22 protein-coding genes are annotated in these 24,481 nt (G+C 62.2%); 11 read left to right on the top strand and 11 right to left on the bottom strand.

Annotated elements, in window-relative coordinates; translation table 11 throughout:
* Positions 1-21 precede the first annotated feature (21 nt).
* The 3 genes from HBN54_RS21595 to HBN54_RS21585 all read left to right on the top strand — a co-directional run bounded on the left by HBN54_RS21595 (position 22) and on the right by HBN54_RS21585 (position 4,421).
* Complete coding sequence (locus HBN54_RS21595; RefSeq protein ID WP_235955654.1) at positions 22-1,911, top strand: alpha-amylase family glycosyl hydrolase; 1,890 nt, start codon at positions 22-24, stop codon at positions 1,909-1,911.
* Positions 1,912-1,997: 86 nt separating this feature from the next.
* On the top strand, positions 1,998-2,894 hold the full coding sequence (locus HBN54_RS21590) for a YitT family protein (RefSeq protein WP_168675315.1): 897 nt from the start codon (positions 1,998-2,000) through the stop codon (positions 2,892-2,894).
* Positions 2,895-3,074: 180 nt separating this feature from the next.
* The gene (locus tag HBN54_RS21585; RefSeq protein WP_168675314.1) at positions 3,075-4,421 is read left to right on the top strand and encodes a carboxylesterase family protein; all 1,347 of its coding nucleotides are present in this window, start codon (positions 3,075-3,077) and stop codon (positions 4,419-4,421) included.
* Between the two features lie 79 nt (positions 4,422-4,500).
* Here HBN54_RS21585 and HBN54_RS21580 read toward each other — a convergent pair whose 3' ends face one another.
* Entirely contained in the window at positions 4,501-5,130 is a 630-nt protein-coding gene (locus HBN54_RS21580) for a nitroreductase family protein (protein WP_168675313.1), read from the bottom strand.
* Between the two features lie 192 nt (positions 5,131-5,322).
* On the opposite strand from HBN54_RS21580, the gene HBN54_RS21575 reads away from it, so the two are divergent.
* The 7 genes from HBN54_RS21575 to trpS all read left to right on the top strand — a co-directional run bounded on the left by HBN54_RS21575 (position 5,323) and on the right by trpS (position 11,987).
* Positions 5,323-7,161: a glycosyltransferase gene (locus HBN54_RS21575; protein ID WP_168675312.1), complete on the top strand. Its 1,839-nt coding sequence runs from the start codon at positions 5,323-5,325 to the stop codon at positions 7,159-7,161.
* Positions 7,162-7,282: 121 nt separating this feature from the next.
* Positions 7,283-8,155, top strand: a complete 873-nt coding sequence (locus HBN54_RS21570; RefSeq protein ID WP_168675311.1) for a DUF4198 domain-containing protein — start codon at positions 7,283-7,285, stop codon at positions 8,153-8,155.
* Positions 8,156-8,227: 72 nt separating this feature from the next.
* Positions 8,228-8,602 (top strand): STAS domain-containing protein, encoded by a 375-nt coding sequence (locus HBN54_RS21565; protein WP_168675310.1) that lies wholly within the window; start codon positions 8,228-8,230, stop codon positions 8,600-8,602.
* A 109-nt stretch (positions 8,603-8,711) separates the two neighbouring features.
* Positions 8,712-9,623 carry a ribonuclease Z gene (locus HBN54_RS21560; protein WP_168675309.1) on the top strand — a complete coding sequence of 304 codons (912 nt, stop codon included), beginning with the start codon at positions 8,712-8,714 and terminating at the stop codon, positions 9,621-9,623.
* A 12-nt stretch (positions 9,624-9,635) separates the two neighbouring features.
* A complete protein-coding gene (locus HBN54_RS21555; RefSeq protein WP_168675308.1) occupies positions 9,636-10,382 on the top strand; it encodes a queuosine precursor transporter in 747 nt (248 codons plus the stop codon).
* 11 nt (positions 10,383-10,393) lie between these two features.
* Complete coding sequence (locus tag HBN54_RS21550; protein ID WP_168675307.1) at positions 10,394-10,993, top strand: hypothetical protein; 600 nt, start codon at positions 10,394-10,396, stop codon at positions 10,991-10,993.
* A gap of 19 nt (positions 10,994-11,012) precedes the next feature.
* Positions 11,013-11,987, top strand: a complete 975-nt coding sequence (gene trpS / locus HBN54_RS21545) for a tryptophan--tRNA ligase (protein WP_168675306.1) — start codon at positions 11,013-11,015, stop codon at positions 11,985-11,987.
* 135 nt (positions 11,988-12,122) lie between these two features.
* On the opposite strand, the gene HBN54_RS21540 is transcribed toward trpS, so the two are convergent.
* From HBN54_RS21540 to HBN54_RS21520, 5 genes are all read right to left on the bottom strand, one after another.
* Positions 12,123-13,064, bottom strand: coding sequence for a hypothetical protein (locus HBN54_RS21540; protein ID WP_235955653.1), 942 nt, complete (start codon positions 13,062-13,064; stop codon positions 12,123-12,125).
* 118 nt (positions 13,065-13,182) lie between these two features.
* Positions 13,183-14,403 carry a CaiB/BaiF CoA transferase family protein gene (locus HBN54_RS21535; protein WP_168675305.1) on the bottom strand — a complete coding sequence of 407 codons (1,221 nt, stop codon included), beginning with the start codon at positions 14,401-14,403 and terminating at the stop codon, positions 13,183-13,185.
* A 47-nt stretch (positions 14,404-14,450) separates the two neighbouring features.
* Positions 14,451-15,140: an ATP-binding cassette domain-containing protein gene (locus tag HBN54_RS21530; protein WP_168675304.1), complete on the bottom strand. Its 690-nt coding sequence runs from the start codon at positions 15,138-15,140 to the stop codon at positions 14,451-14,453.
* Complete coding sequence (locus tag HBN54_RS21525) at positions 15,137-15,469, bottom strand: hypothetical protein (RefSeq protein ID WP_168675303.1); 333 nt, start codon at positions 15,467-15,469, stop codon at positions 15,137-15,139. The genes HBN54_RS21530 and HBN54_RS21525 overlap by 4 nt, the downstream gene beginning before the upstream one ends.
* A 45-nt stretch (positions 15,470-15,514) precedes the next feature.
* Positions 15,515-16,261: a class I SAM-dependent methyltransferase gene (locus HBN54_RS21520; protein WP_168675302.1), complete on the bottom strand. Its 747-nt coding sequence runs from the start codon at positions 16,259-16,261 to the stop codon at positions 15,515-15,517.
* Between the two features lie 320 nt (positions 16,262-16,581).
* Here HBN54_RS21520 and HBN54_RS21515 point away from each other — a divergent pair, with 320 nt between their 5' ends.
* Positions 16,582-18,336, top strand: a complete 1,755-nt coding sequence (locus HBN54_RS21515) for a DEAD/DEAH box helicase (protein ID WP_235955652.1) — start codon at positions 16,582-16,584, stop codon at positions 18,334-18,336.
* Between the two features lie 344 nt (positions 18,337-18,680).
* On the opposite strand, the gene HBN54_RS21510 is transcribed toward HBN54_RS21515, so the two are convergent.
* From HBN54_RS21510 to argS, 5 genes are all read right to left on the bottom strand, one after another.
* A complete protein-coding gene (locus HBN54_RS21510) occupies positions 18,681-19,598 on the bottom strand; it encodes a hypothetical protein (protein ID WP_168675301.1) in 918 nt (305 codons plus the stop codon).
* A gap of 171 nt (positions 19,599-19,769) precedes the next feature.
* The gene (locus HBN54_RS21505; protein ID WP_168675300.1) at positions 19,770-20,666 is read right to left on the bottom strand and encodes a 1,4-dihydroxy-2-naphthoate polyprenyltransferase; all 897 of its coding nucleotides are present in this window, start codon (positions 20,664-20,666) and stop codon (positions 19,770-19,772) included.
* A gap of 140 nt (positions 20,667-20,806) precedes the next feature.
* Complete coding sequence (locus HBN54_RS21500) at positions 20,807-21,394, bottom strand: glutathione peroxidase (protein ID WP_168675299.1); 588 nt, start codon at positions 21,392-21,394, stop codon at positions 20,807-20,809.
* 154 nt (positions 21,395-21,548) lie between these two features.
* A complete protein-coding gene (locus tag HBN54_RS21495) occupies positions 21,549-22,130 on the bottom strand; it encodes an LOG family protein (protein ID WP_168675298.1) in 582 nt (193 codons plus the stop codon).
* Positions 22,131-22,290: 160 nt separating this feature from the next.
* Positions 22,291-24,084, bottom strand: coding sequence for an arginine--tRNA ligase (argS, locus tag HBN54_RS21490; protein ID WP_168675297.1), 1,794 nt, complete (start codon positions 24,082-24,084; stop codon positions 22,291-22,293).
* Between the last annotated feature and the right edge of the window lie 397 nt (positions 24,085-24,481).

Raw genomic sequence — 24,481 nt, 5'->3', positions numbered from 1 at the left:
GGCGGGTAGTCGTTTTTACTAATGCCTAACGCTTCCGCTTCCGAACCCGCTTCCCGCGCCAAAAGCGCCCCTAAAGCAACTACAAAACCGGCCCCCGCTGCCCACCCGAAAGCGGCCCTCAGCCCCACACAGCCCGGCATGGGCGCGGTGCCCCACGCCACCGGCACCACCTTCCGGGTGTGGGCCCCCAATGCCGATTCGGTGTCCGTTATCGGCACTTTTAATGACTGGCAGGGCGATGCAACCCCGCTGCAAGCCGAAGAGAATGGTTACTGGGCCACCGACGTGCCCGGGGTCAAGCCCGGCGACGAGTATAAGTTTCACCTCCTCAACAAGGGCAACCCCATCGACCGCAACGACCCCTACGCCCGGCAGGTCACGAGCTCGGCCGGGTCGTCGGTGGTGTACGACCCCAACTTCGACTGGGGCGACGATAATTTCCAGATGCCCGCCTGGAACGAGCTGGTGATTTACGAGCTGCACGTGGGCACCTTCAACGCCCCCGATGCCGAGAACGTGGGCACGTTTATGAGCGTGGCCGAAAAGCTACCCTATCTGCGCGATTTGGGCATCAACTGCATCGAACTGCTGCCGGCTACCGAGTTCCCGGGCAGCCGCTCGTGGGGCTACAACCCGGCGTGTCCGTTTGCGCTCGAAAGCGACTACGGCGGGCCGGTGGCCTTCAAGGAAATGGTGAAGCAGGCCCACCAGCACGGCATCGCCGTAGTGCTCGATGTGGTGTACAACCACTTCGGCCCCGGCGACCTGGACCTGTGGCAGTTTGATGGCTGGAGCGAGAACGACGGCGGCGGCATTTACTTCTATAATGACTGGCGCGCCAAAACGCCCTGGGGCGACAACCGCCCCGACTACGGCCGCCCCGAGGTGCGCCAGTACATCCGCGACAACGCCCTGATGTGGCTGAACGAGTACCGCTGCGACGGCCTCCGCGCCGACGCCATCTCCTTCATCCGCAACGTGAACGGCGAGGACAACCCCGAAGAAGACCTGCCCGACGGCTGGAGCCTGATGCGCTGGATTAACGAGGAAATCGACCAGACCATGCCCTGGAAAATCACCATCGCCGAGGACCTGCGCGGCAACGCCGCCATCACCGAAGCCACCACCGAAGGCGGCCAGGGCTTCGACTCGCAATGGGACGGCTCGTTTGTGTACCCCATCCGCGAGGCCCTCACCACGCCCAACGACGCCGACCGCGACATGAATGCCGTGGCCCAGGCCCTCACGCAACTCTATAATGACAACGCTTTCCGCCGCGTCATCTACACCGAAAGCCACGACGAAGTAGCCAACGGCAAAAGCCGCGTGCCCGAGGAAATAATGCCCGGCGCGGCCGACCACTGGTTCTCGAAAAAGCGCTCCAGCCTGGGCGCGGCTCTGGTGATGACGGCCCCCGGCATCCCCATGCTGTTTCAGGGCCAGGAATTCCTCGCCGACGGCTCGTTTGCCGACACCGAACCCATTCGCTGGGAGCGGGTGGAGGAGCGCGGCGGCCTGGTGCACCTCTACCGCGACCTCATTGGCCTGCGCCGCAACCTGCACGGCACCACGCGCGGCCTGTGCGGCCAGCACACCAGGGTTTTCCATATCAACGACACCGACAAGCTGGTAGCCTTCGGCCGCCAGGCCGGCGAGGGTGGCCCCGGCGATACCACCGTGGTGCTGGCCAATTTCGCCAACCAGGCGCACGAGGCCTACACCATTGGCCTGCCCGGCCCCGGCCACTGGCAGGTGCGTTTCAACAGCGACTGGCAGGGCTACGACGGCGATTTCAGCGACATGGAAAGCTTCGGCATTGATGCCGAGGAAGGCAAATACGATGGTTTTGGCTGGCACGGCAGCATTGCCATCGCCCCCTACGCGGTGCTGATTTTGTCGCAGGAAGGTTAGAATTCCGGTTCTATAGCACGAAAAAAGAACGTCATGCGCCGCGCCGCATGACGTTCTTTGTTTTTAATCGAATACGCTTTCTTCCTATGAATTCAACCCCTGCCACGCCTGCCCAAAGCATCAACAACCCCAATTCCGAGCTAAAAAATGCGCTGTTCATCATTGCGGGCGTATTTTCGGCCGCGTTTGGGCTCGAATCTTTCCTGCTGTCCAGCCACTTTATTGATGGGGGCGTAACGGGGGTTTCCATGCTGCTGGCCACCGGATTCAAGCTACCCCTCTCGCTGCTCATTATGGTTATCAACCTGCCATTTATTGCCCTGGGGTACCGGCAGCTGGGGCGGCGGTTTGCCCTGCGCAGTGCCTTGGGCATTGGCGGGCTGGCGCTGGTGCTGGCCGTGGTGCCCTTCCCCGATGTGACCCACGACCTGCTGCTCACGGCCGTGTTCGGCGGCGTGTTCATTGGGGCGGGCATCGGGCTGGCCATGCGCGGCGGGGCCGTGCTCGATGGTACCGAAATCGCGGCCCTGCTCGTGAGCCGCTACGTGGTACTCCTGAAAGTGAGCGACTTGATTCTGATTCTCAACGTCGTTATCTTCGGCGTGGCCGTACTGGTGCTGGGCACCGAGCCGGCCCTGTACTCCATGCTGACCTACTTCGCCGCCGCCCGCGTGCTGGAATTCGTGCTCAATGGCATCGAGCAGTATACCGGCGTCACCATCGTGTCGGAGCACAGCGACGCCATCCGCAAAGTCATCACCGAGAAGCTGGGCCGGGGCGTGACGATGTACCAGGGCAAATCGGGCTACGGCACGCGCGGCGAGCAGGGCCTGGAGCGCGACATCGTGTTCACCGTGGTCACCCGCCTGGAGCTGCCCGGCCTGCGCACGGCCGTGCAGGAAATCGACCCGCGGGCCTTCATCGTGCAATACCGCATTGACGATGCGCAGGGCGGCATCATTAAGAAGCGGGCGCTGCACTAGTATTGTCTCTTGCAATAAATGATGCCGTCATGCCGAGCGCAGCCGAGGCAAGGATTTGTCATTCCGACGAAGGAGGAATCTGAGGCCTGCCCCTGACGGTTTTCCCCAGATTCCTCCTTCGTCGGAATGACAAATCCTCAATCGGTCAGCCTCTTAATTCCATAATACCCTACTCCCCAATTGCAACCCACCCCCACCACGCCCCACTTTCACGCCTCCGCCGGCCTCATCATCGGCCGGGCCGACGGGCCGGTGGTGCGCGCCACGGGCATTCGCTACGCCCGGGCCGCGCGGTTTCAGCCGCCAACACCCGAGCCGCCCGCTACGGAACCCATCCGGGCCACGGCCCCCGCGCCGGCCTGCCCGCAGCTCGCCGACCCTCGGGTAGACCAGGTGATGGGCGGCTTATTTGCGGCCCTGAGCTTCGACGAGGACTGCCTGCGCCTGTCCATCACGCTGCCGACCGACCTGCGGGCCGATGAGCGGCTACCCGTCATTGTGTGGGTGCACGGCGGCTCCTACGTGTCCGGCGCGGGCGACCTGGCGATTTACGACCCCGCCACCTGGGTGACGGAGCAGCGGGTGGTGTTTGTGGCCGTCACCTACCGGCTGGGGCTGTTTGGGTTTCTGGGCACTAGCAGTACCCCGCCCAATCTCGGCCTGCTCGATTTGCTGGAAGCCCTGCGCTGGGTGCAGCGCAACATTGCCGCATTTGGCGGCGACCCGGCGTTGGTTACTCTGCTGGGCCATTCCTCGGGGGCCGATGCCATTGCCCAACTCATGCTGGTGGCGGGTGCCCCGGGCTTGTTTCGGCGCGTGATGCTGCACAGCGCGCCATTGGGCCTCACCCGCAACCGCCAGCGCATGCTGCGGGCCATGAGCCGGGCCGTCGGCCATATCCCGGCCACGGCTTCCACCACCGAAATCCTGGCCCGCGAAAGCGCCGTAATAAAAGCCGCCCGCTGGCAGGGCCTGAAAAGCGGCATGCCCTTCGGCCCTCAATACGGAGCGGCCCCACTGCCGCCCGAAGCCGAAATTGAGGCAGCCTGGGCGGCCATAGCTCCCCATATTGACCTTCTCATCGGGGCCACAGCCGAAGAAACCCGGTTTTTCGCCGTCATCGACCCCACTTTCAACTGGTTGCAGCGCCTGCCGGTAGCAGGCAGTCGGCTCGTACGCCTGCTCACCAGCGTCACTTCCCGCCGCATCTACCTGGCTCCAGCCCAGGCATTTGCCGCGCATCAGGCGCGGGCGGGTGGCCGGGCCTGGCGGTTTCTGCTCACGTACCAGCCGCCCGGGAGCCCGTTCGGTGCCGCGCACGTTGTTGACCTGCCGCTGCTGCTGGGCACGCAGGCCAGCTGGGCTGCCACGCCGCTACTGGGCGAGGCTAATTGGGAGGAATTTGACGCGGCGGGCCGGCAGGTGCGGCAGCTGTGGGCCGACTTTGCGCGCACCGGCATGCTGCCGGAGCGGGTGGTTATTCCGGGCGTGCTGGAAGTGGAGAAAGCCGTTGCGGGCAACCAGTAAGCGCACAAAGCAAACGTCCTGCTGCGGCAAGTTCAGCAGGACGTTCTGGTTTTCTTGCTTTGGGCGTCAGCCAGCCCGGCTACACCGGGGCCTGGTCGTACCGCTCGCCGGCGGGTGTGGGCCATGCGCCTTCAAACAGGAACTCGGCCAATGGCTTGCGGGCGCGGGGCGCGGTTTCCTTTTCGCTCAGCCCGGCGGGCAGGTCGGAAGCCGGACCGGGGTAGCCCAGCGTAAACACCACCACCGGCTCGAACCCCTCCGGAATGCTGAACGCGGCGCGCAGCGCATCGGGCGAGAAACCAGCCATCTGGTGGATTTGCAGGCCCAGCTCGGTGGCCTCCACGGCCAGCGTGGCGGTGGACTGGCCTACGTCGTACTTGGCCCAGCCGTTGGCGTTGCCGTCGTGCGAGAAATTCAGCTTGGCCACGCCCACGGCCAGCACGGGGGCCTTTTTGGCCCACACCTGGTTGAACTCCAGCAGACCACCCAGGATTTTCTCAAACGCCTCGGGGCTGCTCGACTGGCTACCCATGATGTAGCGCCAGGGCTGCTCGCCAAAACAAGAAGCGGCCGATGAAGCGGCAGTGAAAATCTGCTCCACTACCCCGGCCGACACGGCTTTGTCGGAGTAGGCGCGGGGGCTGCGGCGCTGGGTCAGCACGGGCATGATTTCGTGTTCGAGTTTCAGAACGTTGGTGGTATCGGCCATCAGAGTGAGAAATAAGCAAGGGTGAAGGCGGACAACCGCCACGCCAGCACGAAGTTTTGACCCATCTGCAGTCCTGTTTTTCCCGCTTAATTTGAAAAGATACGGCCTGCACTGCCAATTCAACCCCAACCGACTTACCTTTCGCCACGTTCCTTCTCCAGTTCCCCGCGCTCAAATTCCCGCTCCCCGCCTATGCAGCCCACGCCCCACGCCCCCGACGCCCTGTTTCCCGATTCCCTGTTGGTTGAAGTAGCCTGGGAAGTTTGCAACCAAGTCGGCGGCATCTACACCGTTATTCGCAGCAAGGTGCCGGCCACTATGCCCGTCTGGGGCGACCGGTACTGCCTGCTGGGGCCCTACTTTCCCAATATGGCCCAGGGCGAGTTTGAGCCCTACGACGAGCTGACGGTGCACACCGGGGCCGACCCTTTTATGGCCGCCGTGCGCACCATGCGCGCTCAGGGCTACGATGTGCAGATTGGCACCTGGCTCGTGACGGGCCGCCCCCGGGTGGTGCTCATCAACCCCTTCCAAGCCTACGACCGCCTGGGCCAGCTCAAAACCGACCTCTGGAGCCGCCACGGCATCCCGGCCCCCGATACCGACGACCTGCTGCACCAGGTTATCGCCTTTGGGCACCTCACCACCGTTTTCTTCCAGCACCTGGCCGCCCAGAAGCTGGAAGAACAGCGCCTGCTGGGCCATTTCCACGAGTGGATGACCGGCGTGGCCATTCCCGAGCTGCGCCGTTTGCAAGTACCCTCGCACCTGCTCTTCACCACCCACGCCACGCTGCTGGGCCGCTACCTGGCCATGAACGACCCCGCCTTCTACGACCACCTCATGTGGGTGAACTGGGAAGCTGAGGCCAAAAAATTCAACATCGAGCCCGCCGTGCGCATGGAGCGCGCCGCCGCCCACGGCAGCCACGTTTTCACCACCGTGAGCGAGCTGACGGTGCGCGAGTGCATCTACTTATTGGACAGAATTCCGGACGCGGTGCTGCCCAACGGCCTCAACATCGAGCGCTTCGTGGCCCTGCACGAGTTCCAGAACCTGCACCAGCAGTACAAGGCCAAAATCCACGAATTCGTGATGGCCCACTTCTTCCAGTCGTATGCCTTCGACCTGGATAAGACGCTGTACTTCTTCACCTCGGGCCGCTACGAGTACCACAACAAGGGCTTTGATTTGACCCTCGAAGCGTTGGCCCGCCTCAACTACCGCCTCCAGCAAAGCGGCCTCGAAACCCAGGTCGTGATGTTTTTCATCACCAAGCGGCCCTTCACCAGCATCAACCCGCAGGTGCTGGAGCGTCGCGCCATGCTCGATGAGGTGCACGAAACCTGCAAGGCCATTGAGCGGCAGGTGGGCGAGCGCCTCTTCTACGCCGCCGCCGCCAGCCAGGACCACAAGCTGCCCGAGCTCAGCGCGATGGTGGACGACTATTGGCGCCTGCGCTACCGCCGCCAGCTGCAAAGCTGGAAAACCAACGCCCTGCCCCCGGTCATCACCCACAACCTGGTGAACGATGCCGACGACGACATCCTGAACTACCTGCGCCGGTCCAACCTGCTCAACCACCGCCACGACCGGGTGAAAATGGTGTACCACCCCGATTTCGTGTCGCCCGCCTCGCCCCTGCTGGGCATGGAATACGGCCAGTTTGTGCGCGGCTGCCACATGGGCGTGTTCCCGAGCTACTACGAGCCCTGGGGCTATACCCCGCTCGAGTGCGTGGCCCGCGGCGTGCCCGCCATCACCTCCGACCTCTCCGGCTTTGGCGACTACGCCCTGCAAAACGTGCCCGACCCCGAATCGAAAGGTATTTTCGTAGTGCATCGCCAGGAAAAATCCTTCGACGAGTCGGCCGAGGAGCTGTGCGACATGCTCTGGCAGTTCGTGCAGCTCAACCGCCGCGACCGCATCATGCAGCGCAACGCCGTGGAAAGCTCGGCGGAATTATTCGACTGGAAAAACCTCCGCGTGCACTACGACCGGGCCTATGCGCTGGCCCTGGAGCGGCAGTAAACCATAAACTCAGCGCACCTCCGCGCTTACCTCTGCGAACCTCAGCGAGAAACACCATTAGCCGTTTATTCTCGCTGAGGTCCGCAGAGGTAAGCGCGGAGGTGCGCTGAGCTTTTGCAACATGAATTCAAAAATCCTCGCCACGCTTGTCCTGAGTGCTTTTGTGTTTACCGCCGCGCTCGCCCACGAGTTCTGGCTCGAAGCCCCGCGCTTCCGCCTGCAGCCGGGCGACACGGTGAACGTGCACACTTTTATCGGGGCTGATTTCAAGGGCGAGCCCTGGACCACCAAAGCCGCCAAAATCCAGTGCCTCACCCGTTTTGGCCCCACCCCGGGAGACTCAACCGACCTCACGCCTAAAAACGCCACCGACACCGACACCTTCCGCACCGGCTTCACCTTTGCCCGACCCGGCACCCACATTGTGCTGCTGCAAAGCACCAGCTCGTTCATCGAACTGCCCGCTGACCAGTTCACCGCCTACCTGCGCGAAGAAGGCCTCGACTACGCCCTGAAGCTGCGCCAGGAGAACGACCAGATGGCCCAGCCCGGCCGCGAAACCTACCGCCGCTGCGCCAAAACCCTGATTCAGGTGGGCGAGGCCGGCGCTACTGCGGCCGTCACCGACAGTGCCTGCCGCCACGTCTACGGCCTGCCGCTGGAGCTGGTGCCCGAACAAAACCCCTACCGCCTGGCCGCCGACAAAGCCCTGACCGTGCGCGTACTCCGCGCCGGTCGGCCGGCGTTTGGCGCGGCCGTGCAGGTGTGGCAGCGCCAGCCCGGCGGCCTGCCCACCACCCATTTCACCACCCGCGCCAACCAAAACGGCCGTATCCTGTTACGCTTATCCGGACCCGGCCCTTACCTGCTGGCGGCCGTGGACATGAGCGCTGCCCCCGCCAAACTGCGCGCCCGCGCCGATTGGCAATCGACCTGGGCCTCGCTAACCTTCGCCGGTCCGGCCGCAACTGCGCGCCTACCCACAAAACATTAGCCAACTTCACCCAGAATTTTAGGTTTTTTCTTTACCTTCGCCGTTCTCTTACCCTCCCTGGCCCTACGCTGTATGAAGTACACGATTGATAAAAAAGATAGCTACACCATCATCACCATTGAGGAGAAGAAGCTCGACACCACCGTCGCGCCCGACCTCAAGTCGGAGTTCGTGAAGCTCAACGCTGAAGGCATTAACAACCTGATACTCGACCTCACGAACGTAAAATACACGGATTCGTCGGGCCTCAGCTCCATTCTTATTGCCAACCGCCTGTGCAACTCCACGGGCGGCCTGCTGGTCCTCACTGGCCTGCAAGACCATGTGCTGAAACTCATCACCATCAGCAAGCTCGAGTCGGTACTGCACATCCTACCCACGGTAGAAGAAGGCATCGACCGCGTGTTTTTGCACGCCATCGAGCGCGACCTGACGGACAAGGAGTAATTTTTTTAGCCGCAAGCTATAAGCTGCAAGCCGCAAGCTGCTGTTCTGCTTTTAGCCAGGACAATAGCTTGCGGCTTGCAGCTTATGGCTTGTAGCCTTTTCACAACGCATGACTTTTGAGCTGAAGATTCTGGGGTCGGCTTCGGCCACGCCAACGGCCGGCCGCCACCCCACGGCCCAGGTACTCACCGTCGGCGCGTCGAACTACCTCATTGACTGCGGCGAAGGCACCCAGTGGCAGATGCTGGAGTACCGCGTACGGCCGCACCACGTCCGGGCCATCTTCATCTCGCACCTGCATGGCGACCATTACTTTGGGCTGTTTGGGCTGCTGGGCACCATGCATTTGCAGGGCCGCACGCAGTCGCTGGCCATCATCGGCCCACCCGGCCTCGATGAGGTGCTGGTGACCCAGGCCCGCGTTTCCAACATGCAGCTGGGGTTTGCCATGGAGTTCACGGCCGTGAACACCGAGGCCCACGCCGTGGTGTACGAAGATGAAAACCTGACCGTGGCCACGCTGCCCATGCGCCACCGCGTGCCGTGCGCCGGCTACCTGTTTGCCGAGCGGCCACGCCGAGCCAACCTCCTGAAGGAGAAGCTGCCTGCCGGCCTCACCCCCGCCCAACTGGCCCGCCTGGCCCAGGGCGAAGACCTGCCCGCCGATGAGCAGCAGCCCGGCCTGCGCCACGCCGACGTGGCTGGCCCCGCCCCCCGCCCCCGCCGCTACGCCTTCTTCTCCGATACGCTCTACACACCCGCGCTGGTACCCTACATTCAGGGCGTCGATTTGCTATACCACGAGGCCACCTTCCTGGAAGACATGCGGGAGCGCGCCGCCCAAACCCACCACAGCACCGCCCGCCAGGCCGCCCAGATTGCCCACGAAGCGGGTGTGAAGCGCCTACTGCTGGGCCACTTCTCCAGCCGCTACAAGGCCCTTGAGCCACTGCTGCACGAGGCCCAGGGTGTATTTCCCACCGTAGAGCTGGCCACGGAAGGGTTGGTGGTAAGCCTATAGTCTGCCTTCTCAATGAACACCTTTGCCCATAAAAAACAGCAGCTTTACCTCGTCCTCAGCGGAATTTTCCTGGTGAATGCGCTGCTGGCCGAAATCATCGGCGTCAAAATTTTCTCGGCCGACAAGCTGATGGGGCTGCCCGGCAACCTCACGGCGGGCGTGCTCATCTGGCCGGTGGTTTTCGTGACCACGGACATCATCAACGAGTATTTCGGCAAGGCCGGCGTGCTGCGCATCAGCTACCTCACGGTGGTGCTCATCCTGTTCGCGTTCGGGGTTATTTACCTCACCACCAAGCTGCCCCCGGCCGATTTCTGGCTCGATGTGAACAAGACCGATAACGAGGGCCGACCCTTCAATATCGACTTTGCCTACCAGAGCATTTTCCGGCAGGGCCTGGGCATTATCACGGGCTCGATTGTGGCATTTGGAGTGGGGCAGGTCCTGGATGCAACTATTTTTGAGGCCATTCGCAAGGCCACGGGCGGGCGCTATATCTGGCTGCGCGCCACGGGCTCAACGCTGATTTCGCAGCTGGTGGATTCGTTTGTGGTGCTATACGTGGCTTTTTACGTGTTCGGTAACTGGACAATGGACCAGGTTATTTCAGTGGCCAACACCAACTACTGGTACAAATTTGCGGCGGCTATTCTGCTCACGCCGGTGCTCTACCTAGCACATTTTCTGATTGATAGGTACCTGGGCCAGGAAGAAACCACCGAGCTTCAGGAAGAGGCCGTGGAAAATGTGAGCGTATAATTTTGTGTGCTATGCGAAAAAAAATCCTCATTGTAACTGCTGGTTTTTTGGTCACCTGCGGCAGCATAGCGCACGGGTTTTTCACGTCTTATATCGTTGACTATTTGCGTGGTCCTGGTTCATATACCTTGGCCAATGGTTCTGTGGGAGAGGGCAAGCTGAGCTTCCGTACGCGTGGTGAAACCACCTTATACGTTGGCAACAATCTTCAATTTTCAGCCAAAGAAGTTAGGTCTTTCACCATCAACAGTCACACGCTGGTTCCTGCCGGGAATTTCGATTTTGAATTTGGCGTACACAGTTATCACGCCGAAAACACGTTCATCGAATACGCCGACACTTCCGGCTACCTGCAACTGGCCCTTTTTCATACCGCCGAACCCATTGGGAGCACAACGGTTTCCTTTGCCACATACCTGCTACGCCGCCGGGGCGATAAAGAGTTTATATTAGGCCCGAATGCTTTCAAGAAATGGAGCAAGGATGACCGCCAGGACCTGGCCGAAGAACTGTCCCGCTGGCCTGAGCTACAGCAAGCCGTTAAATCCGGCACAGCCACCTTTGAAAATTTCCCCGAATACGTGCGTCGCGCTAATCAGGCAGGCCATTAATTCACACTTCTAATTATCCATGTCCCGCATCCTTACCGGCATCCAGAGCACTGGCCGGCCGCACCTCGGCAACCTGCTCGGGGCCATCCTGCCCGCCATCGAGCTGTCGAAAAACCCGGCCAACGACTCGCTGTATTTTATTGCCGACCTGCACTCGCTCACCACCGTGCGCGACCCCGCCGTGCTGCGCGCCAACACCTACGCCGTGGCCGCCGCGTGGCTGGCCTGCGGCTTCGACACCGAAAAAAACCTGTTCTACCGGCAGTCCGACGTGCCGCAGGTAACGGAGCTGACCTGGTACCTGAGCTGTTTCACGCCCTACCCCATGCTGGCCAACGCGCACAGCTTCAAGGACAAGAGCGACAAGCTGTCGGACGTGAACGCCGGCCTCTTCACCTACCCCGTGCTGATGGCGGCCGACATCCTGCTCTACGATGCCGAAATCGTGCCCGTGGGCAAAGACCAGATTCAGCACCTCGAAATTGCCCGCGACATTGCCAAAGCCTTCAACAGCCGCTACGGCGAGACGCTCGTGGAGCCCCAGGCCCGCGTCGATGCCGAGCTGATGACCATTCCCGGCACCGACGGGGCCAAGATGAGCAAGAGCTACGGCAACACTATCGACATCTTCCTGCCTGAGAAGGAACTGTTGAAGGCCATCAAAACCATTGTTTCGGACAGCACGCCGCTCGAAGCGCCCAAGAATCCGGACACGGATGTGACGTTCAAGCTGTACTCGCTGCTGGCCTCGCCCGCCGAGATTGAGACGATGCGCGCCAACTACCTGGCTGGCGGTTACGGCTACGGCCACGCCAAAAAAGAACTGTATGAGTTGATTCTGCGCCGTTTTGCCGTGGAGCGCGAGCGGTTTGATTTCTACATGAATAACCTGCCCGAGCTGGACGCGGCGCTAGCCATTGGTGCCAGGCGGGCGCAGGAGTACGGTGCCAGCGTGCTGGCTAAGGTGCGCCAGAAGGTGGGCTACGGTATCTGAAACGCGGATTCGTCGGATTCTGTGGACGACTAAATCCAGCTCCAAGAATGACTACTCACTGTTATCAGAAAAGGCTGCCAAATGGCAGCCTTTTCTGGTGATATCATCGTCCACAAAATCCGACGAATCTGCGGTTCAGATAATTTGCTGGGCCGAAAAGCTGAAGCCCACTTTGCTGCCACGGCTCACCTGCTGGTTTTCCAGCTTCTGTTTCACGCTGATTTTCTGGATTTCGGGCAGCGGCGGGGCGATAAGGTCGTTGTTGACAGCAGCAATCATGGCGCTTTCCACGAATAGCTTCATCATATCGGGCGTGATAATATTGTCAATCATGTCGTTATCGGGCAATTCGAGCTGCTGCACGCCTTCGAGGAAGTAGTGGTTTTCGATATTGACAAGCAGGCGGCCGACGAGATAGCCGGGGTCGTTCAGGCGCTGGTACTTGATGCTATCGGCCATGAAGTTGTAGGCCATGATGTGGCCGAAGAAGCGGCGGCGGAAGTCCGATTCGACATATTTGCTGGGCATGGGGCCGTAGTCATCGGGAAAGGTGACGATGTTGGAGTGCAGCACAAACACCAGCAAATCGCCCGAAAACCGGATGTGAAATTCCATGTCGTTGATGGAACGATACTCGATAACCACGCTCGAATCGAGGGGCGTGAGCTTGCGGCTCAGCTCCACCACCAGCTCCTGCGACACCAGCCGCAGGCAATCGAACGCCGCCAGCGTGTTGCGGTAAATAGCCTGCTTGGCCGTGGATTTTTGCTTAAGGCCCTCAAAAATCTGGTTTAGGCGGTCGGCCGGGGCTTCCGTGGGCGAGCCCGCCTCGGCAGTGGGGCGGTTGTCGGTGGCGGTGGCCCCGGAGTGCGCCAGCGCGTCGGCAGCGGGGTTGGCTTTAGCCGCAGTGACTTTGACCGAAGTGGCTTTGGCGGGCTTGGTTCGCGCCGGCTGGGTGGGGCGGGCGGTTCGTTTGCGCGGCGGCACGGGCGGGGGCAGCTCGGTGGGCACCGGCGGCACATCGGCAGGGCTGAACAGCTTGGGAGCGACGGGTTTCGGGGTGTTTTTTTTGGCCATGAGAGAAAAGAATTGCACGCCCACTACGGTGGCGGGACCAGGGTATTATGGGGTAGTCTTGCCAACGATGCGGGCTATCCAGCTGCAACCGGATTGGGCTGGCAGCCGCCGTGCGCCCTCAACTGGGCATCAGGGTAGGTACGTCGCCTACCCCACCCGTAGTTTCAGCCATATCCGCCGAAACCGTGCCGAAACCCGTAGCATTTGCCGTCCCCAATGCCGGAGGTGCGCTCAACTCAGCCACCTCCGGCCACTGCGAGCTGCGAAACGCCACCGTGCGCAGCCCGACCGGGCCCGACCCAACCGTCGGCAGCAGCATTGCCGCCGCCGATGGCAACCGCAGGGCCTCCCCCACCGAACGCACGGCCCCGGCGGGCACGGCGCGGCGCTCCAGGTCGGCCAGCAGCGCGTCGCCATCCACGGCGGCAATGGCTTCGGTGAGCTTGTTTTCCAGTTCGGCGCGATGGGCCACGCGGGCGGCGTTGGTAGCAAAGCGAGCATCGACGGCCCATCCGGACTGGCCCAGCGCGGCGCACAGCTGCCGGAACTGGCCGTCGGAGCCCACGGCCAGCACCAGCTGGCGGCCATTGGCGGCGCGGTACACGGTGCCGTAGGGCACGATGCTGGGGTGGCCCGAGCCCAACGGCTGCGGGTCGTGGCCGGTCACGAGATAGGTGGCGGCCTGGTTGGCCAGGGCCGCGAGGGCACTATCGAGCAGGCTCACCTGCACCAGGGCCCCGCGCCCGGTGCGCTCCCGCTGAAACAGCGCGGTGAGCAGCCCTTCCTTCAGCTGATGGGCAGCCAGCAAGTCCACCATCGCCACGGGCATTTTTTGGGGCGGCTGGCCGGGACCGGCGGCGTTGAGGTTCATGAACCCGGCTTCGGCCTGCAGCACGGCATCGTAGCCGGCGCGGGCATTATCGGGGCCGTAGCCGGTGAGGTGGCCGTAAATGAGGCGCGGATTTTCTTTCGATAACGTGGCGTAGTCGGCGCGCAGCTTCTCCGCATCGCCGGGCTTATAGCTGGCCAGCACGATGTCGGCCGAGGTCACCAGACGGCGCAGCTCGGTTTGGCCGGCGGTAGTGGTTAAGTCGAGCACCAATGAGCTTTTGCCCCAGTTGGAGGCCGAGAAATAGGCTGACACTGAAGATGCCTCAGCCCCTGGCGTGGCAGCAGTTTCGGCGCTGGTTTTCCAGGTGCGGGTGACGTCGCCGGCGGGGCTTTCTATTTTGAGAACTTCAGCCCCCAGCTCGGCAAAAAACTGGCCCACCTGCGGGCCGGCCAGTACCGAGGCGAGCTCAAGGACGCGGAGGTGGGCGAAGGGAAGTGGCAACAACATAGCAGGCAGGCTGGAAAAGCGGCAAGCTACGCGCCACGGCTAAAACCTCAGCTCACCAGATACCCGTAGTCGCGCAGCAGCTCGCGCACGTCGCCATCCAGCCGCAGCAGGCGGCCCTGGTGCAGCAGGTACACCACGTCGCAGATGGGCAGCACCTCGGCGTAGCGGTGGTCGGTGATGAGCAGGCCCTTGTGCTGCTTCATCAGTTGCATTTCCTCAGCCAGGGATTCGACGTGCACCGGCATCACGCCCGAAAACGGCTCATCGAACAAGGAAAAAGCCGTATTGGCGTGCAGCAGCAGTAGCGCCTGTACCAGCCGCGCCGACCCGCCCGAGAGCTCCCCCAGCCGCCGGCCAAACTGCGGGCGCAGCTCCGGAAACCGGGCCGTGGCCCGCTCAATATCCACGCCCAGCAGCCGGGCCGCCCGGGCCAGCGACAGCGAGGTGGGCAATAGCGGCTCCTGCGGCAGGTAGTTGAGCAGGCCCGGCTGGCGGAAGGCCGGCACCACGCGCCGGCCGTTCACGCGCACCGAAGCATCGGCCACGGCGCGGGCTCCAAAAATGGTTTGGAGCAGTACCGACTTTCCGCTGCCGTTGCGGCCCAGCAGGCCCACAATCTGGCCGGTTTGCACCCGCAGATAGATGCTGGCCAACACCTCCCGCCCGCCAAAGGCAATGCGAATACCGTCGGCCTCCAGCACCTGCGGGCCGGTTGGACTTGGGGCAATATTCCTCATGACATCACCGCCAGCACCAGCCCCACACCGCCCAGAAACAGCGCGGCATCCAGGCCCACCATGCTTGCCCAAAGCTGGCGGCGCGAGATATGCAGGTTGAAATAAAACCAGTATTGCCCCGGCCGCAGCTGCTCCGACAGGTACCACACCACCGGCGCGGTGGCCAGCTTCAGCAGCAGCAACCGGAACACGAGGTTGCGGGTGAAGCCTTCCTGCATGGCCGACACCATGGCGGCTCCGAGCAACAGGCCCGAAACGCCCAGCATAAACGGGGCGACACTGCGGTAGAACAGCAGCGTGGCGCGCACTTGGGTAAGCAGTAAATTCATCGGCCGGGAAAAGTGGAACGGCCCGCCAACGCCGGCCGGGCCGATTTATTCTACCCGCCCGGCCCGCGCAAAAACCGGAAACGTGATGCTGCGCGGCTGGGGACCCCACAGTTGCGTCAGCTCCTCGGCCACCAGGGCCACCATGTCGGCTCCGGCGTGCTGGCGGGCGTAGTTGGCCGTGGCCGACCAGGTGCGCAGGTAGTTTAGCATGTCGTCGGCCATCCAGTGCTTTTCCACGGCAAAGCGTGCCCGCCGCACGTCGGCAAACGGGAAGGGCAGGTCGGCGTACTCGTTTTCGATGTGGCGGCGGTTGGTGTCCCAGTAAGGGCCCGAGGTCACATCGTGAAACTCGTCGAGCACCTGGTTTAATTCGGGGGTTTCGAGGCGGCACAGCTGGTAGCCCCATTCGGCCAGCACTGCGCCGGGCCGGGCCACGCGGCGCACCTCCCGGTGGTAGGCTGGGCCATCGAACCAGTGCACGGCCTGGGCCACGGTAATCAGGTCGAAGCGCTGGTTGGGGAAGGGCGTGTGCTCGGCGGTAGCCCGCTGGTAGTGGATATTGGGGCGCGGCGGGGCCTGCGCCAATTGGTTGTCGCTAAGGTCGGTGGCATCAACCCGGATAAATGAATCGGCCAGCACGGCCGCTACCTGGCCGTTGCCGGTGGCGCAGTCCCAAGCCCGCTCGCGGCTTTCTACCTGGGGCAGCAGCCAGTCGTACAGCTCGGCGGGATAAGCAATGCGGTAGCGGGCGTAGTCGGCGGCCTGGGCAGAGAAACGGTCGAGGGCGGGCATGGGGTGAGAAGCTGATGGAGGCTTCAAAGAACGTCATGCCGAGCGTAGCCGAGGTACCTCACCCCCGGCCCCTCTCCTTAGGGAGAGGGGAGCCTGACGACGTTAGGTTGTAGCACATGCTTTAGCTTGTGTGTTGTTGCACAATACGGCACTACAGGGCACAAGCTAAAGCATGTGCAACGAGAATCGTCAGGCACCCCTCTCCGCGGGAGAGGGGCCGGGGGTGAGGTGCGCCGCCGGCCGTATCTTTACCTCAAATCAAGCGGTTTGCTGGCCCAAGCATCAAGGTCAGCCCTTTTACAACTCTAATAAGCTGAACCTTGACGTTTCACGAATTCAACCTCCACGACGACCTGCTCGCTGGCATCGACGCCATGAACTACCAGCAGGCTACCCCCATTCAGGAGCAGGCCATTCCTAAAATCATTGAAGGCAAAGACCTGATTGCCTGCGCCCAAACCGGCACTGGCAAAACGGCCGCCTACCTGCTGCCGCTGCTCGACAAGATTTCGCACGCCAAGCACGGCCACACCACTACCCTCATTCTGGTGCCCACCCGCGAGCTGGCCACCCAGATTGACGAGCAGGTAATGGGCTTCGGCTACTACGTGGAAGCCAGCTCAATAGCCATTTATGGCGGCGGCAAATCGGAGAACTGGGAGCAGCAGAAACGCGCCCTCACCTCGGGGGCCGACATCATCATTGCCACCCCCGGCCGCCTCATCGCGCACCTGCAGATGGGCTACGTAAAGTTCGACCAGATTAAGTACCTGGTGCTGGACGAGGCCGATAAGATGATGGACATGGGCTTCAGTGATGACATCTTCAACATCGTGCGCCAGCTGCCCAAGGAGCGCCAGACGCTGCTGTTCTCGGCCACCATGCCCAGCAAAATCCGCGACTTCTCGCAGCAGATTCTTAACAATCCCGAGGAAATCCGCCTGGCCGTGTCCAAGCCCGCCGCCGGCATCGACCAGCAGCTGTACATGGCCTTCGACCGCCAGAAAATCTACGTCCTCGAGCACATCATCAAAACCCAGGATGTGCAGAGCATGGTGCTCTTCACCAGCCAGAAAGCGGCCGTGGCCGGCATCGTGAAAGCCGTGAACAAGCTCGGCATCGAGGCCCGCGGCATCAGCTCCGACCGCACCCAGGAAGAGCGCGAGGAAATCATGCGCGCTTTTAAAAACAAGCAGTTCCCCATCCTGGTAGCCACCGACGTGCTCAGTCGCGGCATCGACATCGACTCGCTGAGCCACGTGGTGAACTACGACATCCCCCGCGCCGCCGAGGACTACGTGCACCGCATCGGCCGCACCGCCCGCGCCGCCACCAAAGGCACGGCCATCACCTTCATCTCGGACCAGGACCAAGACCGGGTGCTGAAGATTGAGAAGCTCATTGAGCGCGACCTCGAAAAGCGCGCCATCACCGAGGAGCTGGGCCTGGGTCCGGCCCCCGAGTTCGACCCCAAGCGCTTCGCCGGCCTGGGTGGTAAAATTGGCGGTCGCCCGGTTCGTGGCGGTAGTGGCGGCGGTGGCAGCCGCGACCGGCCCCCCCGCCCCGAAGGTGACCGTGGCCCGCGCCGCGAAGGTGGCGGTGGCGGCCGTGACGGTGGCCGCGATGGCGGCAAGCCCCGCCGCGATGCCCCCGACCCCAAAGACCCCAAGCACCTGGAGCGCCTCGCCAACGCCAAAAACGCCTTGGCGGCCCTCGATGCCGGCCACGCCCCCACTGTGCCCTACCAGCGCCCACCGCGCCCGGAAGGCGAAGAGCGCCGCGACCGGGGCCCCCGCCCCGAGCGCACCCCGCGCCCCGAAGGTGAAGCCCGCCCGCCGCGTGAGCCGCGTGCCCCGCGCCCCGAAGGCGAGCCGCGCCCCCCGCGTGAGCCCCGCGCCGAAGGCGAAAGCCGCCCGCCCCGCGAGCCCCGGCCCGAAGGGGAAACCAGCGAACCCCGCGCCGACGGCGAGCGCCGCCGCAGCCGTGGTGGCCGCAACCGCAGCCGCGGCCCCAAGCCGGAAGGCGGCACTCCGAGCGAAACTAGCAGCTCTGCCGAAACTGGCGCGGCTGAGTAGCCGCATTTCCCAACGCGAAGAAGCCTCCGCTGCACATGCAGCGGAGGCTTCTTCGCGTTGGAGAAAGGCTGATTTAAGTACTTGTGCAGAAGGAATCGTATGCGCCGGTCCGACCGCCCTAGGCGGTCTGACCGGTTGTCGTGAGGACGAAATCAGGGGTGCTTCAACCGGTCAGACCGCCTAGGGCGGTCGGACCGGCGCATACGATTCCTTCTGCACAAGTACTTAACAATACTTCCCCAGAAGGATTTTTCGGGTATTTCCTGCGGTATTCGTCTTGCTACTAGGCGTTTACAGGAGTCCTCAGCAGATTATATACCCCTCCGCCCTACCGACAAATCCGGTTATCCTTTGCCTCCCGGGCTTACAATGAACAGCTGCGACAGCACCGGGCTGGCACTGACGGTGGCTGGCCCATCGCCTACCTCCAACGAGTCATTTTCGATTTCCACCAGGCCAAACCACTTGCCAAAGCAATACAGTACCCGGCTGCTGAAAAGGTGGTCTACAAAGGTGGCTGGCGTCCAGTAATTCGTCGGAGGCTGCTCCTCCAGAAAATTGGGGAAGGCCAGCACGTACTTGTCTACATAAAACGAAAAGGGCCGGGGCTGCTGCCCAAACCGGGCCAGCAAATACACGCAAAAGCTCCAGCCCAGCTGCCCTACTTCCGATTTGCCACTGCCAAACGAGTCGAAACTGCCCCAGTGCAGCCGGCCCGTAAACACCTCCAGCACCAGCCGGAACAGCTCGGGGCGCTGCCCGGCAACCAGCAGACTTTCCCCTTTTTTGGTGAGGCTGAGCTTGCCCAAGGGCTTCTTCACCAGCTTGGCTACGTGGGCCAGGTAGTGCACGGTTTCGATGAAGGGAGAGTCAAACTCCCGATTCAGCTTTATAAACCCCTCATCCACATATTTACTGCGCATCAGCCCATGCTCGTACAACTCCTGCACAAACTTGCGGGGAAGTGCGCCGGTAGCGGTGAGTTTGATGATTTTCTCACGCTGCACCAGCCGCAGCAGTTCTTCCACCTGCCGAAAAAAAGGCACCTGGTCGAGCACGGCATCGGACAGCGGGCTTTGCAGGCGCACGGGCGCTGCGGCCGACAGCGGCCGGTACAACGCATCCGCCATCTGGTTGGGGCTCAGACCGCTACACGACGCCAGCGGCGTATTGTTGTAGCTGTTTATATGCGCCGTCAGGCGCTGGTTCAGCTCGGCCGCATCGCGGGCGGGATTGTCGAAAAAATCGTTGGGCAGCTGCATTGGCGGGGTGGCTGAGACGACTAACTGCTGCTATTCAATAGCAGCAACTACTTTTCAATGAGCATCTTACACGCCTCTTCCGGCAAGGAATTCTACCTTGACTGAGGGCTAAATATGCCGGGCATTGGACAGGAAAGATATACCGGCGGCCCCAATTAATTTTCCGGCCGTTTACCCCACCACCTGCCCCACCCCAAACAGCACCGTGAACACCAGCGTGCTCAGCGCCATCTGCTTCAGCAGCGGGTCGAGCTGCATCGATTCCTGCCGCTGCCACACCTGCCGGGCGTTGAAGGCAAACAAGGGCGCGGCCAGCACAAACAGCCACTGCCACGGCGAATGGTACGTAAGCGCCACAAACACTGTGGCACAGCCCAGGCCCAGCACCAGCAGCAGCCAGTGGTAGCGCCGCGCATAAATAGGCCCTAGCCGCACCGGAATGGTGATTTTACCGGCCAGCACATCGGAGTTGATGTCGCGGATGTTGTTCACGTTCAGCACCGCCGTGGCGAAGCAGCCCAGCGCGGCAGCCGGCAGCAGCACTTGCAGGGGCAGCGTGCGGGTTTGGAGAAAATACGTGCCGCACACGCCCACAATACCGAAAAACAGGAACACCGAAATGTCGCCCAGGCCCGCGTAGCCGTAGGGATTATTGCCCGCCGTGTAGTTCACTGCCGCCCAGATGGCCGCCAGCCCCAGCGCCACAAACGCCAGAAACAGCCCCAGCCCCGCCGCGCCCAGCGCCACCCACAGCAGCGCGAGGCCGCTGCCCAGCGCCAGCAGGCCGCAAATCCACATGCCGCGCTTCATCTGGGCGGGGGTGATGGCCCCGCTCTGCACGGCGCGCTGCGGGCCCTGACGGTGGATGCTGTCGGCCCCGTTCTGGGAGTCGCCGTAGTCGTTGGCCAGGTTGCTGAGCACTTGCAGCAGGATGGTGGTGAGGGCCGCCAGGCCCACAACCAGACCGTTGAAGTGGCCGGCCGCCTGGGCCAGAAAGCCGCCGGTGAGGATGCTGGCCAGGGCCAGCGGCAGGGTGCGGGGACGGAATGCAGAAATCCAGGGTGACATGGGGGTGCGGTAAGCTTTAGCTTGCCGTAAAGGAACGGCAAACAAGGAGGAAAACAGACAGCCCAAGGTACCGGGCGGTAGCTTGGGCTGCGTTCGGAATAGTTAGCAGTGACGGCAAGCTAAAGCTTACCGCACAAAAATTACTTCATGATATCAGCCAGCAGCTCGGGGCTCAGGGGTGTCACTTTCGAGGGGTAGAACTTCAGGACGTGGCCTTTTTCATCGACCAGGTATTTGCAGAAATTCCAGGTGGGCACGTCGCTCACGGTCCCGTTCTTGGTTTTATCCGCCAGGAATTTGAACAGCGGAGCCGTATCAATGCCTTTCACCGACACCTTGCTGAACAGCGGAAACGTCACGCCGTAGTTCTTCTCGCAGAAGGTGGCAATCTGGGCCTCGGTGCCGGGCTCCTGGCCACCAAAATTGTTGGCCGGAAAGCCAAGTACGGTCACTTTGTCGCCGTGCTTTTTATACAGCTCCTCCAGCTCCTTGTACTGCGGGGTGTAGCCGCACTCCGAAGCGGTGTTCACAATCAGCAGCTTCTTGCCCTTGTACTGGCTCAGCTTTACGTCCTTGCCATCAATGGATTTCACGGTGAAATCGTAGACGGAGGCGGGGGCGGCGGTTTCCATAGTTTCAGTCATGGCGGTGGGAGCGGCTGGTTTGGCGGCGATGAAAACCACGGCCGTAGCGGCAGTGGCCAGTGTGAGGAGAAGTGACTTGTTCATGAATTGAAAGTGATAAAGTGCGCAGTTGCGTGCGTAACCGTACGAAGGCCAGCAGGGTTTTGGACTGCCTGTACCGTGGACTCTGTGCGTCCGCGCGTGGCAGGCTCTTTCGATAATCCGTTCAGAAGCGCGGACTCGCAGAGTTCACGGTACGCTACGTGGTGCGCGGCGTGAGCCACTTCTCCAGCTGCACCGGCTGGTAAGCCGTCATCTGCGCTAGCAGCTCTTCCGGGCTGGCCGATTGCAGGAGCTGGTTGCGGTTTTCGGCGCGCAGCAGCTGGTCGTCGCGCATGCGGTCGAGGGATTGCAGGAGTAGGTCGTAGTAGCCGTCCACGTTCAGCAGGGCCACGGGCTTCTGGTGCAGGCCGAGCTGGCCCCAGGTCAGCACTTCGAACAGTTCTTCGAGGGTACCGTAGCCGCCGGGCATGGCGATGAAGCCATCGGCGCGGTCGGCCATCATCAGCTTGCGCTCGTGCATCGATTTTACCACGTGCAATTCCGTGCAGCCCTTGTGGGCCAGCTCCTTGGCATCCAGAAAGTCGGGAATCACACCGATTACCTGGCCGCCGAAGTCCAGCACGGCATCAGCAATAGTGCCCATGAGGCCCACGCGGCCCCCGCCATACACCAGCGTGAGGTTTTGGGCCACCATGGCTTTGGCAAGGGCCTGCGCCTGTGTAATGTAATTTGGGTTGGTTCCGGCGCTGGAACCGCAGTAAACGGCAATGCTTTTCATACGTTGGATGTCGATAGGGAAAATGGCCGTCATGTCGAGCGCAGCCGAGACATCTCGCTTGTGTTAGCAAATCAATCGTGCAAACGGATTTGATTACTTCAGCATGCGAGATGTCTCGGCTGCGCTCGACATGACGTTCTGAGCAGCGTTAACCCGGTTCTTACATGCGCTCGGGCACCTGAATGCCCAGCAGGCCGAAGGCAGCTTTCAGCTGCTCGCCGGTGCGGGCCGAAAGGGCCAGCCGCAGGTTGCGCTTGGCCAGGTCGGTTTCGGCGAAGATGGGCACTTTGGCGTAGAAGCGGTTGTAGTTGCGGGCCAGGTCGTAGGCGTATTGGGCCACCACGGCGGGCGACAGATTCTTCGCGGCTTCGGCCACCACGGCCGGGTAGCGGGCCAGCTCCTGTATCAGCTCGCTGTCGGCGCTGTGCAGCTCGGTCACGCTGGCCCAGTCGGCGGTTTCGTCAACGCCCAGCTCTACTGCTTTGCGCCGCACGGCCGCCGTGCGCGAGTGCGAATACTGAATAAACGGCCCCGTGTCGCCCTCCAGGTTCACCGACTCTTCGGGGTTGAAGAGCATGCGCTTTTTGGGGTCCACCTTCAGCAGGTAATATTTCAGCGCGCCCAGGCCCAGCATGTGGTACAATTCCTCCAGCTCGGCATCAGAAAGGCCTTCGGTTTTGCCTTTTTCGAGGGTGGCGGCTTTGGCGGCGGCCACCACATCGCGCACCAGCTCGTCGGCGTCCACCACGGTGCCTTCGCGCGATTTCATCTTGCCGGAGGGCAAATCCACCATGCCGTAGCTGAGGTGGTGAATGGCATCAGCATAAGGTTTGCCCAGCTTTTTGAGCGTGGCCTGCAGCACCTGCATGTGGTAGTTCTGCTCATCGGCGATGACGTAGATGCTGCTGTCGTAGCCGAAATCCTGGTACTTCAGCTCGGCCGTGCCCAGGTCCTGGGTGATGTAGACGCTGGTACCGTCGGCGCGGAGCAGGAGCTTTTCGTCAAGTCCTTCGGCCTGCAAATCGACCCACACCGAGCCGTTTTCCTTCTTGAAGAACACGCCCTTCTCCAAGCCTTCCTCTACCCGCTCCTTGCCCAGCAGGTAGGTACCCGATTCATAGTAAAACTTATCGAAATCGACGCCAATGTTCTTGTACGTGGCGTCGAAGCCTTCGTACACCCAGCCGTTCATCAGGCTCCAGAGGGCTTTTACTTCGGGGTCGCCGGCTTCCCAGGCCTGCAGCATCTGCTGGGCCTCGGCCATGAGGGGGGCGCTTTTTTTGGCTACTTCGTTGGTCACGCCTTCGGCTTCGAGCTGGCGGATTTCCTCGCGGTAGTGCTTCTCAAACAGCACGTAGTACTTGCCGGCGAGGTGGTCGCCCTTCAGGCCCGCGCTTTGGGGGGTTTCGCCCTGGCCGAAGTGCTGGTAGGCAATCATCGACTTGCAGATGTGGATGCCCCGGTCGTTCACCAGGTTGGCTTTGGTGACGGTGGCACCGGTGGCTTTCAGAATCTCGGCCACTGAGTAGCCCAGGAAGTTATTGCGCAAATGGCCCAGGTGCAGGGGCTTGTTGGTGTTGGGCGAGGAGTACTCCACCACCACATTCTGCGGGCCGTCTGTGGCCACGGGGGCGGTGGCGGGCTGGGCGCGCAGCTGCTCGAACACGGCCAGCCACTCAGCATCGGCGATTTCGAGGTTGAGGAAGCCTTTCAGCACGTTGAAGCCGCTCACGCGGGGCTCGTTGGCCTGCAGCCATTCGCCCAGGGCCTGGCCAATTTGCTCGGGGCCTTTGCCCAGCACTTTGGTGAGCGCAAACGTGACGAGGGTGAAGCTGCCGGCAAACTCCTTGCGCGTGGGCTGGAGCGTGAGGCTGGCGGCGGGAATTTCTACGCCGAATACGGCCTGCGCGGCAGCTTGCAGGGCGGTTTTGAGGGAGTTTTCTAACTGTTGCACGGGGCAAAGGTACGGGCTGGTACGGGGTAGCCGTAGCGCTGGCCGCAGTTTAGCGCGCAGCGCGTAACTGCTGGCTGCTGGTGAGGCGAGTTTGCAGCTCGCCGCCTGGCCCAGGTGGTGCGGCACTGCCTGGCCGTGCGGTGGCCGTGAGTCGCAGACTCACCCCACCAGCGGCACGTAGCTACGCGCTAAACTGCGGCCAGCTAGGTTCTGGCCTGGTCGCCCTCCGCGGGCGCCTCATCCCCCGGCCCCTTCTCCGAAAAGGAGAAGGGGTGCGTTCAACGAGCTTCAGAGATGCTTTTTGAGCGCGCCTCCCTGGCTCCCCTTCTCCTTTTCGGAGAAGGGGCCGGGGGATGAGGCGCGCTGCGCAGGGCGGCCAGGCCAGAACCTAGCTGCT

Source organism: Hymenobacter artigasi, from assembly GCF_012275535.1.
Taxonomy (GTDB): Bacteria; Bacteroidota; Bacteroidia; order Cytophagales; family Hymenobacteraceae; genus Hymenobacter; species Hymenobacter artigasi.
The sequence above is the reverse complement of the archived record's forward strand: the minus strand, read 5'-3'. Positions and strand labels throughout refer to the sequence as shown.

Bases quoted from the DNA above. Each gene is read 5' to 3' on its own strand.
- HBN54_RS21510 (WP_168675301.1), bottom strand. From the start codon at position 19,598: ATGCAGCTGCCCAACGATTTTTTCGACAATCCCGCCCGCGATGCGGCC.
- HBN54_RS21535 (WP_168675305.1), bottom strand. From the start codon at position 14,403: ATGTTGTTGCCACTTCCCTTCGCCCACCTCCGCGTCCTTGAGCTCGCC.
- HBN54_RS21590 (WP_168675315.1), top strand. From the start codon at position 1,998: ATGAATTCAACCCCTGCCACGCCTGCCCAAAGCATCAACAACCCCAAT.
- HBN54_RS21570 (WP_168675311.1), top strand. From the start codon at position 7,283: ATGAATTCAAAAATCCTCGCCACGCTTGTCCTGAGTGCTTTTGTGTTT.
- HBN54_RS21580 (WP_168675313.1), bottom strand. From the start codon at position 5,130: ATGGCCGATACCACCAACGTTCTGAAACTCGAACACGAAATCATGCCC.
- HBN54_RS21540 (WP_235955653.1), bottom strand. From the start codon at position 13,064: ATGGCCAAAAAAAACACCCCGAAACCCGTCGCTCCCAAGCTGTTCAGC.
- HBN54_RS21575 (WP_168675312.1), top strand. From the start codon at position 5,323: ATGCAGCCCACGCCCCACGCCCCCGACGCCCTGTTTCCCGATTCCCTG.
- HBN54_RS21500 (WP_168675299.1), bottom strand. From the start codon at position 21,394: ATGAACAAGTCACTTCTCCTCACACTGGCCACTGCCGCTACGGCCGTG.
- HBN54_RS21525 (WP_168675303.1), bottom strand. From the start codon at position 15,469: ATGAATTTACTGCTTACCCAAGTGCGCGCCACGCTGCTGTTCTACCGC.
- HBN54_RS21565 (WP_168675310.1), top strand. From the start codon at position 8,228: ATGAAGTACACGATTGATAAAAAAGATAGCTACACCATCATCACCATT.
- HBN54_RS21520 (WP_168675302.1), bottom strand. From the start codon at position 16,261: ATGCCCGCCCTCGACCGTTTCTCTGCCCAGGCCGCCGACTACGCCCGC.
- HBN54_RS21555 (WP_168675308.1), top strand. From the start codon at position 9,636: ATGAACACCTTTGCCCATAAAAAACAGCAGCTTTACCTCGTCCTCAGC.
- HBN54_RS21560 (WP_168675309.1), top strand. From the start codon at position 8,712: ATGACTTTTGAGCTGAAGATTCTGGGGTCGGCTTCGGCCACGCCAACG.
- HBN54_RS21595 (WP_235955654.1), top strand. From the start codon at position 22: ATGCCTAACGCTTCCGCTTCCGAACCCGCTTCCCGCGCCAAAAGCGCC.
- HBN54_RS21550 (WP_168675307.1), top strand. From the start codon at position 10,394: ATGCGAAAAAAAATCCTCATTGTAACTGCTGGTTTTTTGGTCACCTGC.
- trpS (WP_168675306.1), top strand. From the start codon at position 11,013: ATGTCCCGCATCCTTACCGGCATCCAGAGCACTGGCCGGCCGCACCTC.
- HBN54_RS21505 (WP_168675300.1), bottom strand. From the start codon at position 20,666: ATGTCACCCTGGATTTCTGCATTCCGTCCCCGCACCCTGCCGCTGGCC.
- HBN54_RS21530 (WP_168675304.1), bottom strand. From the start codon at position 15,140: ATGAGGAATATTGCCCCAAGTCCAACCGGCCCGCAGGTGCTGGAGGCC.
- HBN54_RS21495 (WP_168675298.1), bottom strand. From the start codon at position 22,130: ATGAAAAGCATTGCCGTTTACTGCGGTTCCAGCGCCGGAACCAACCCA.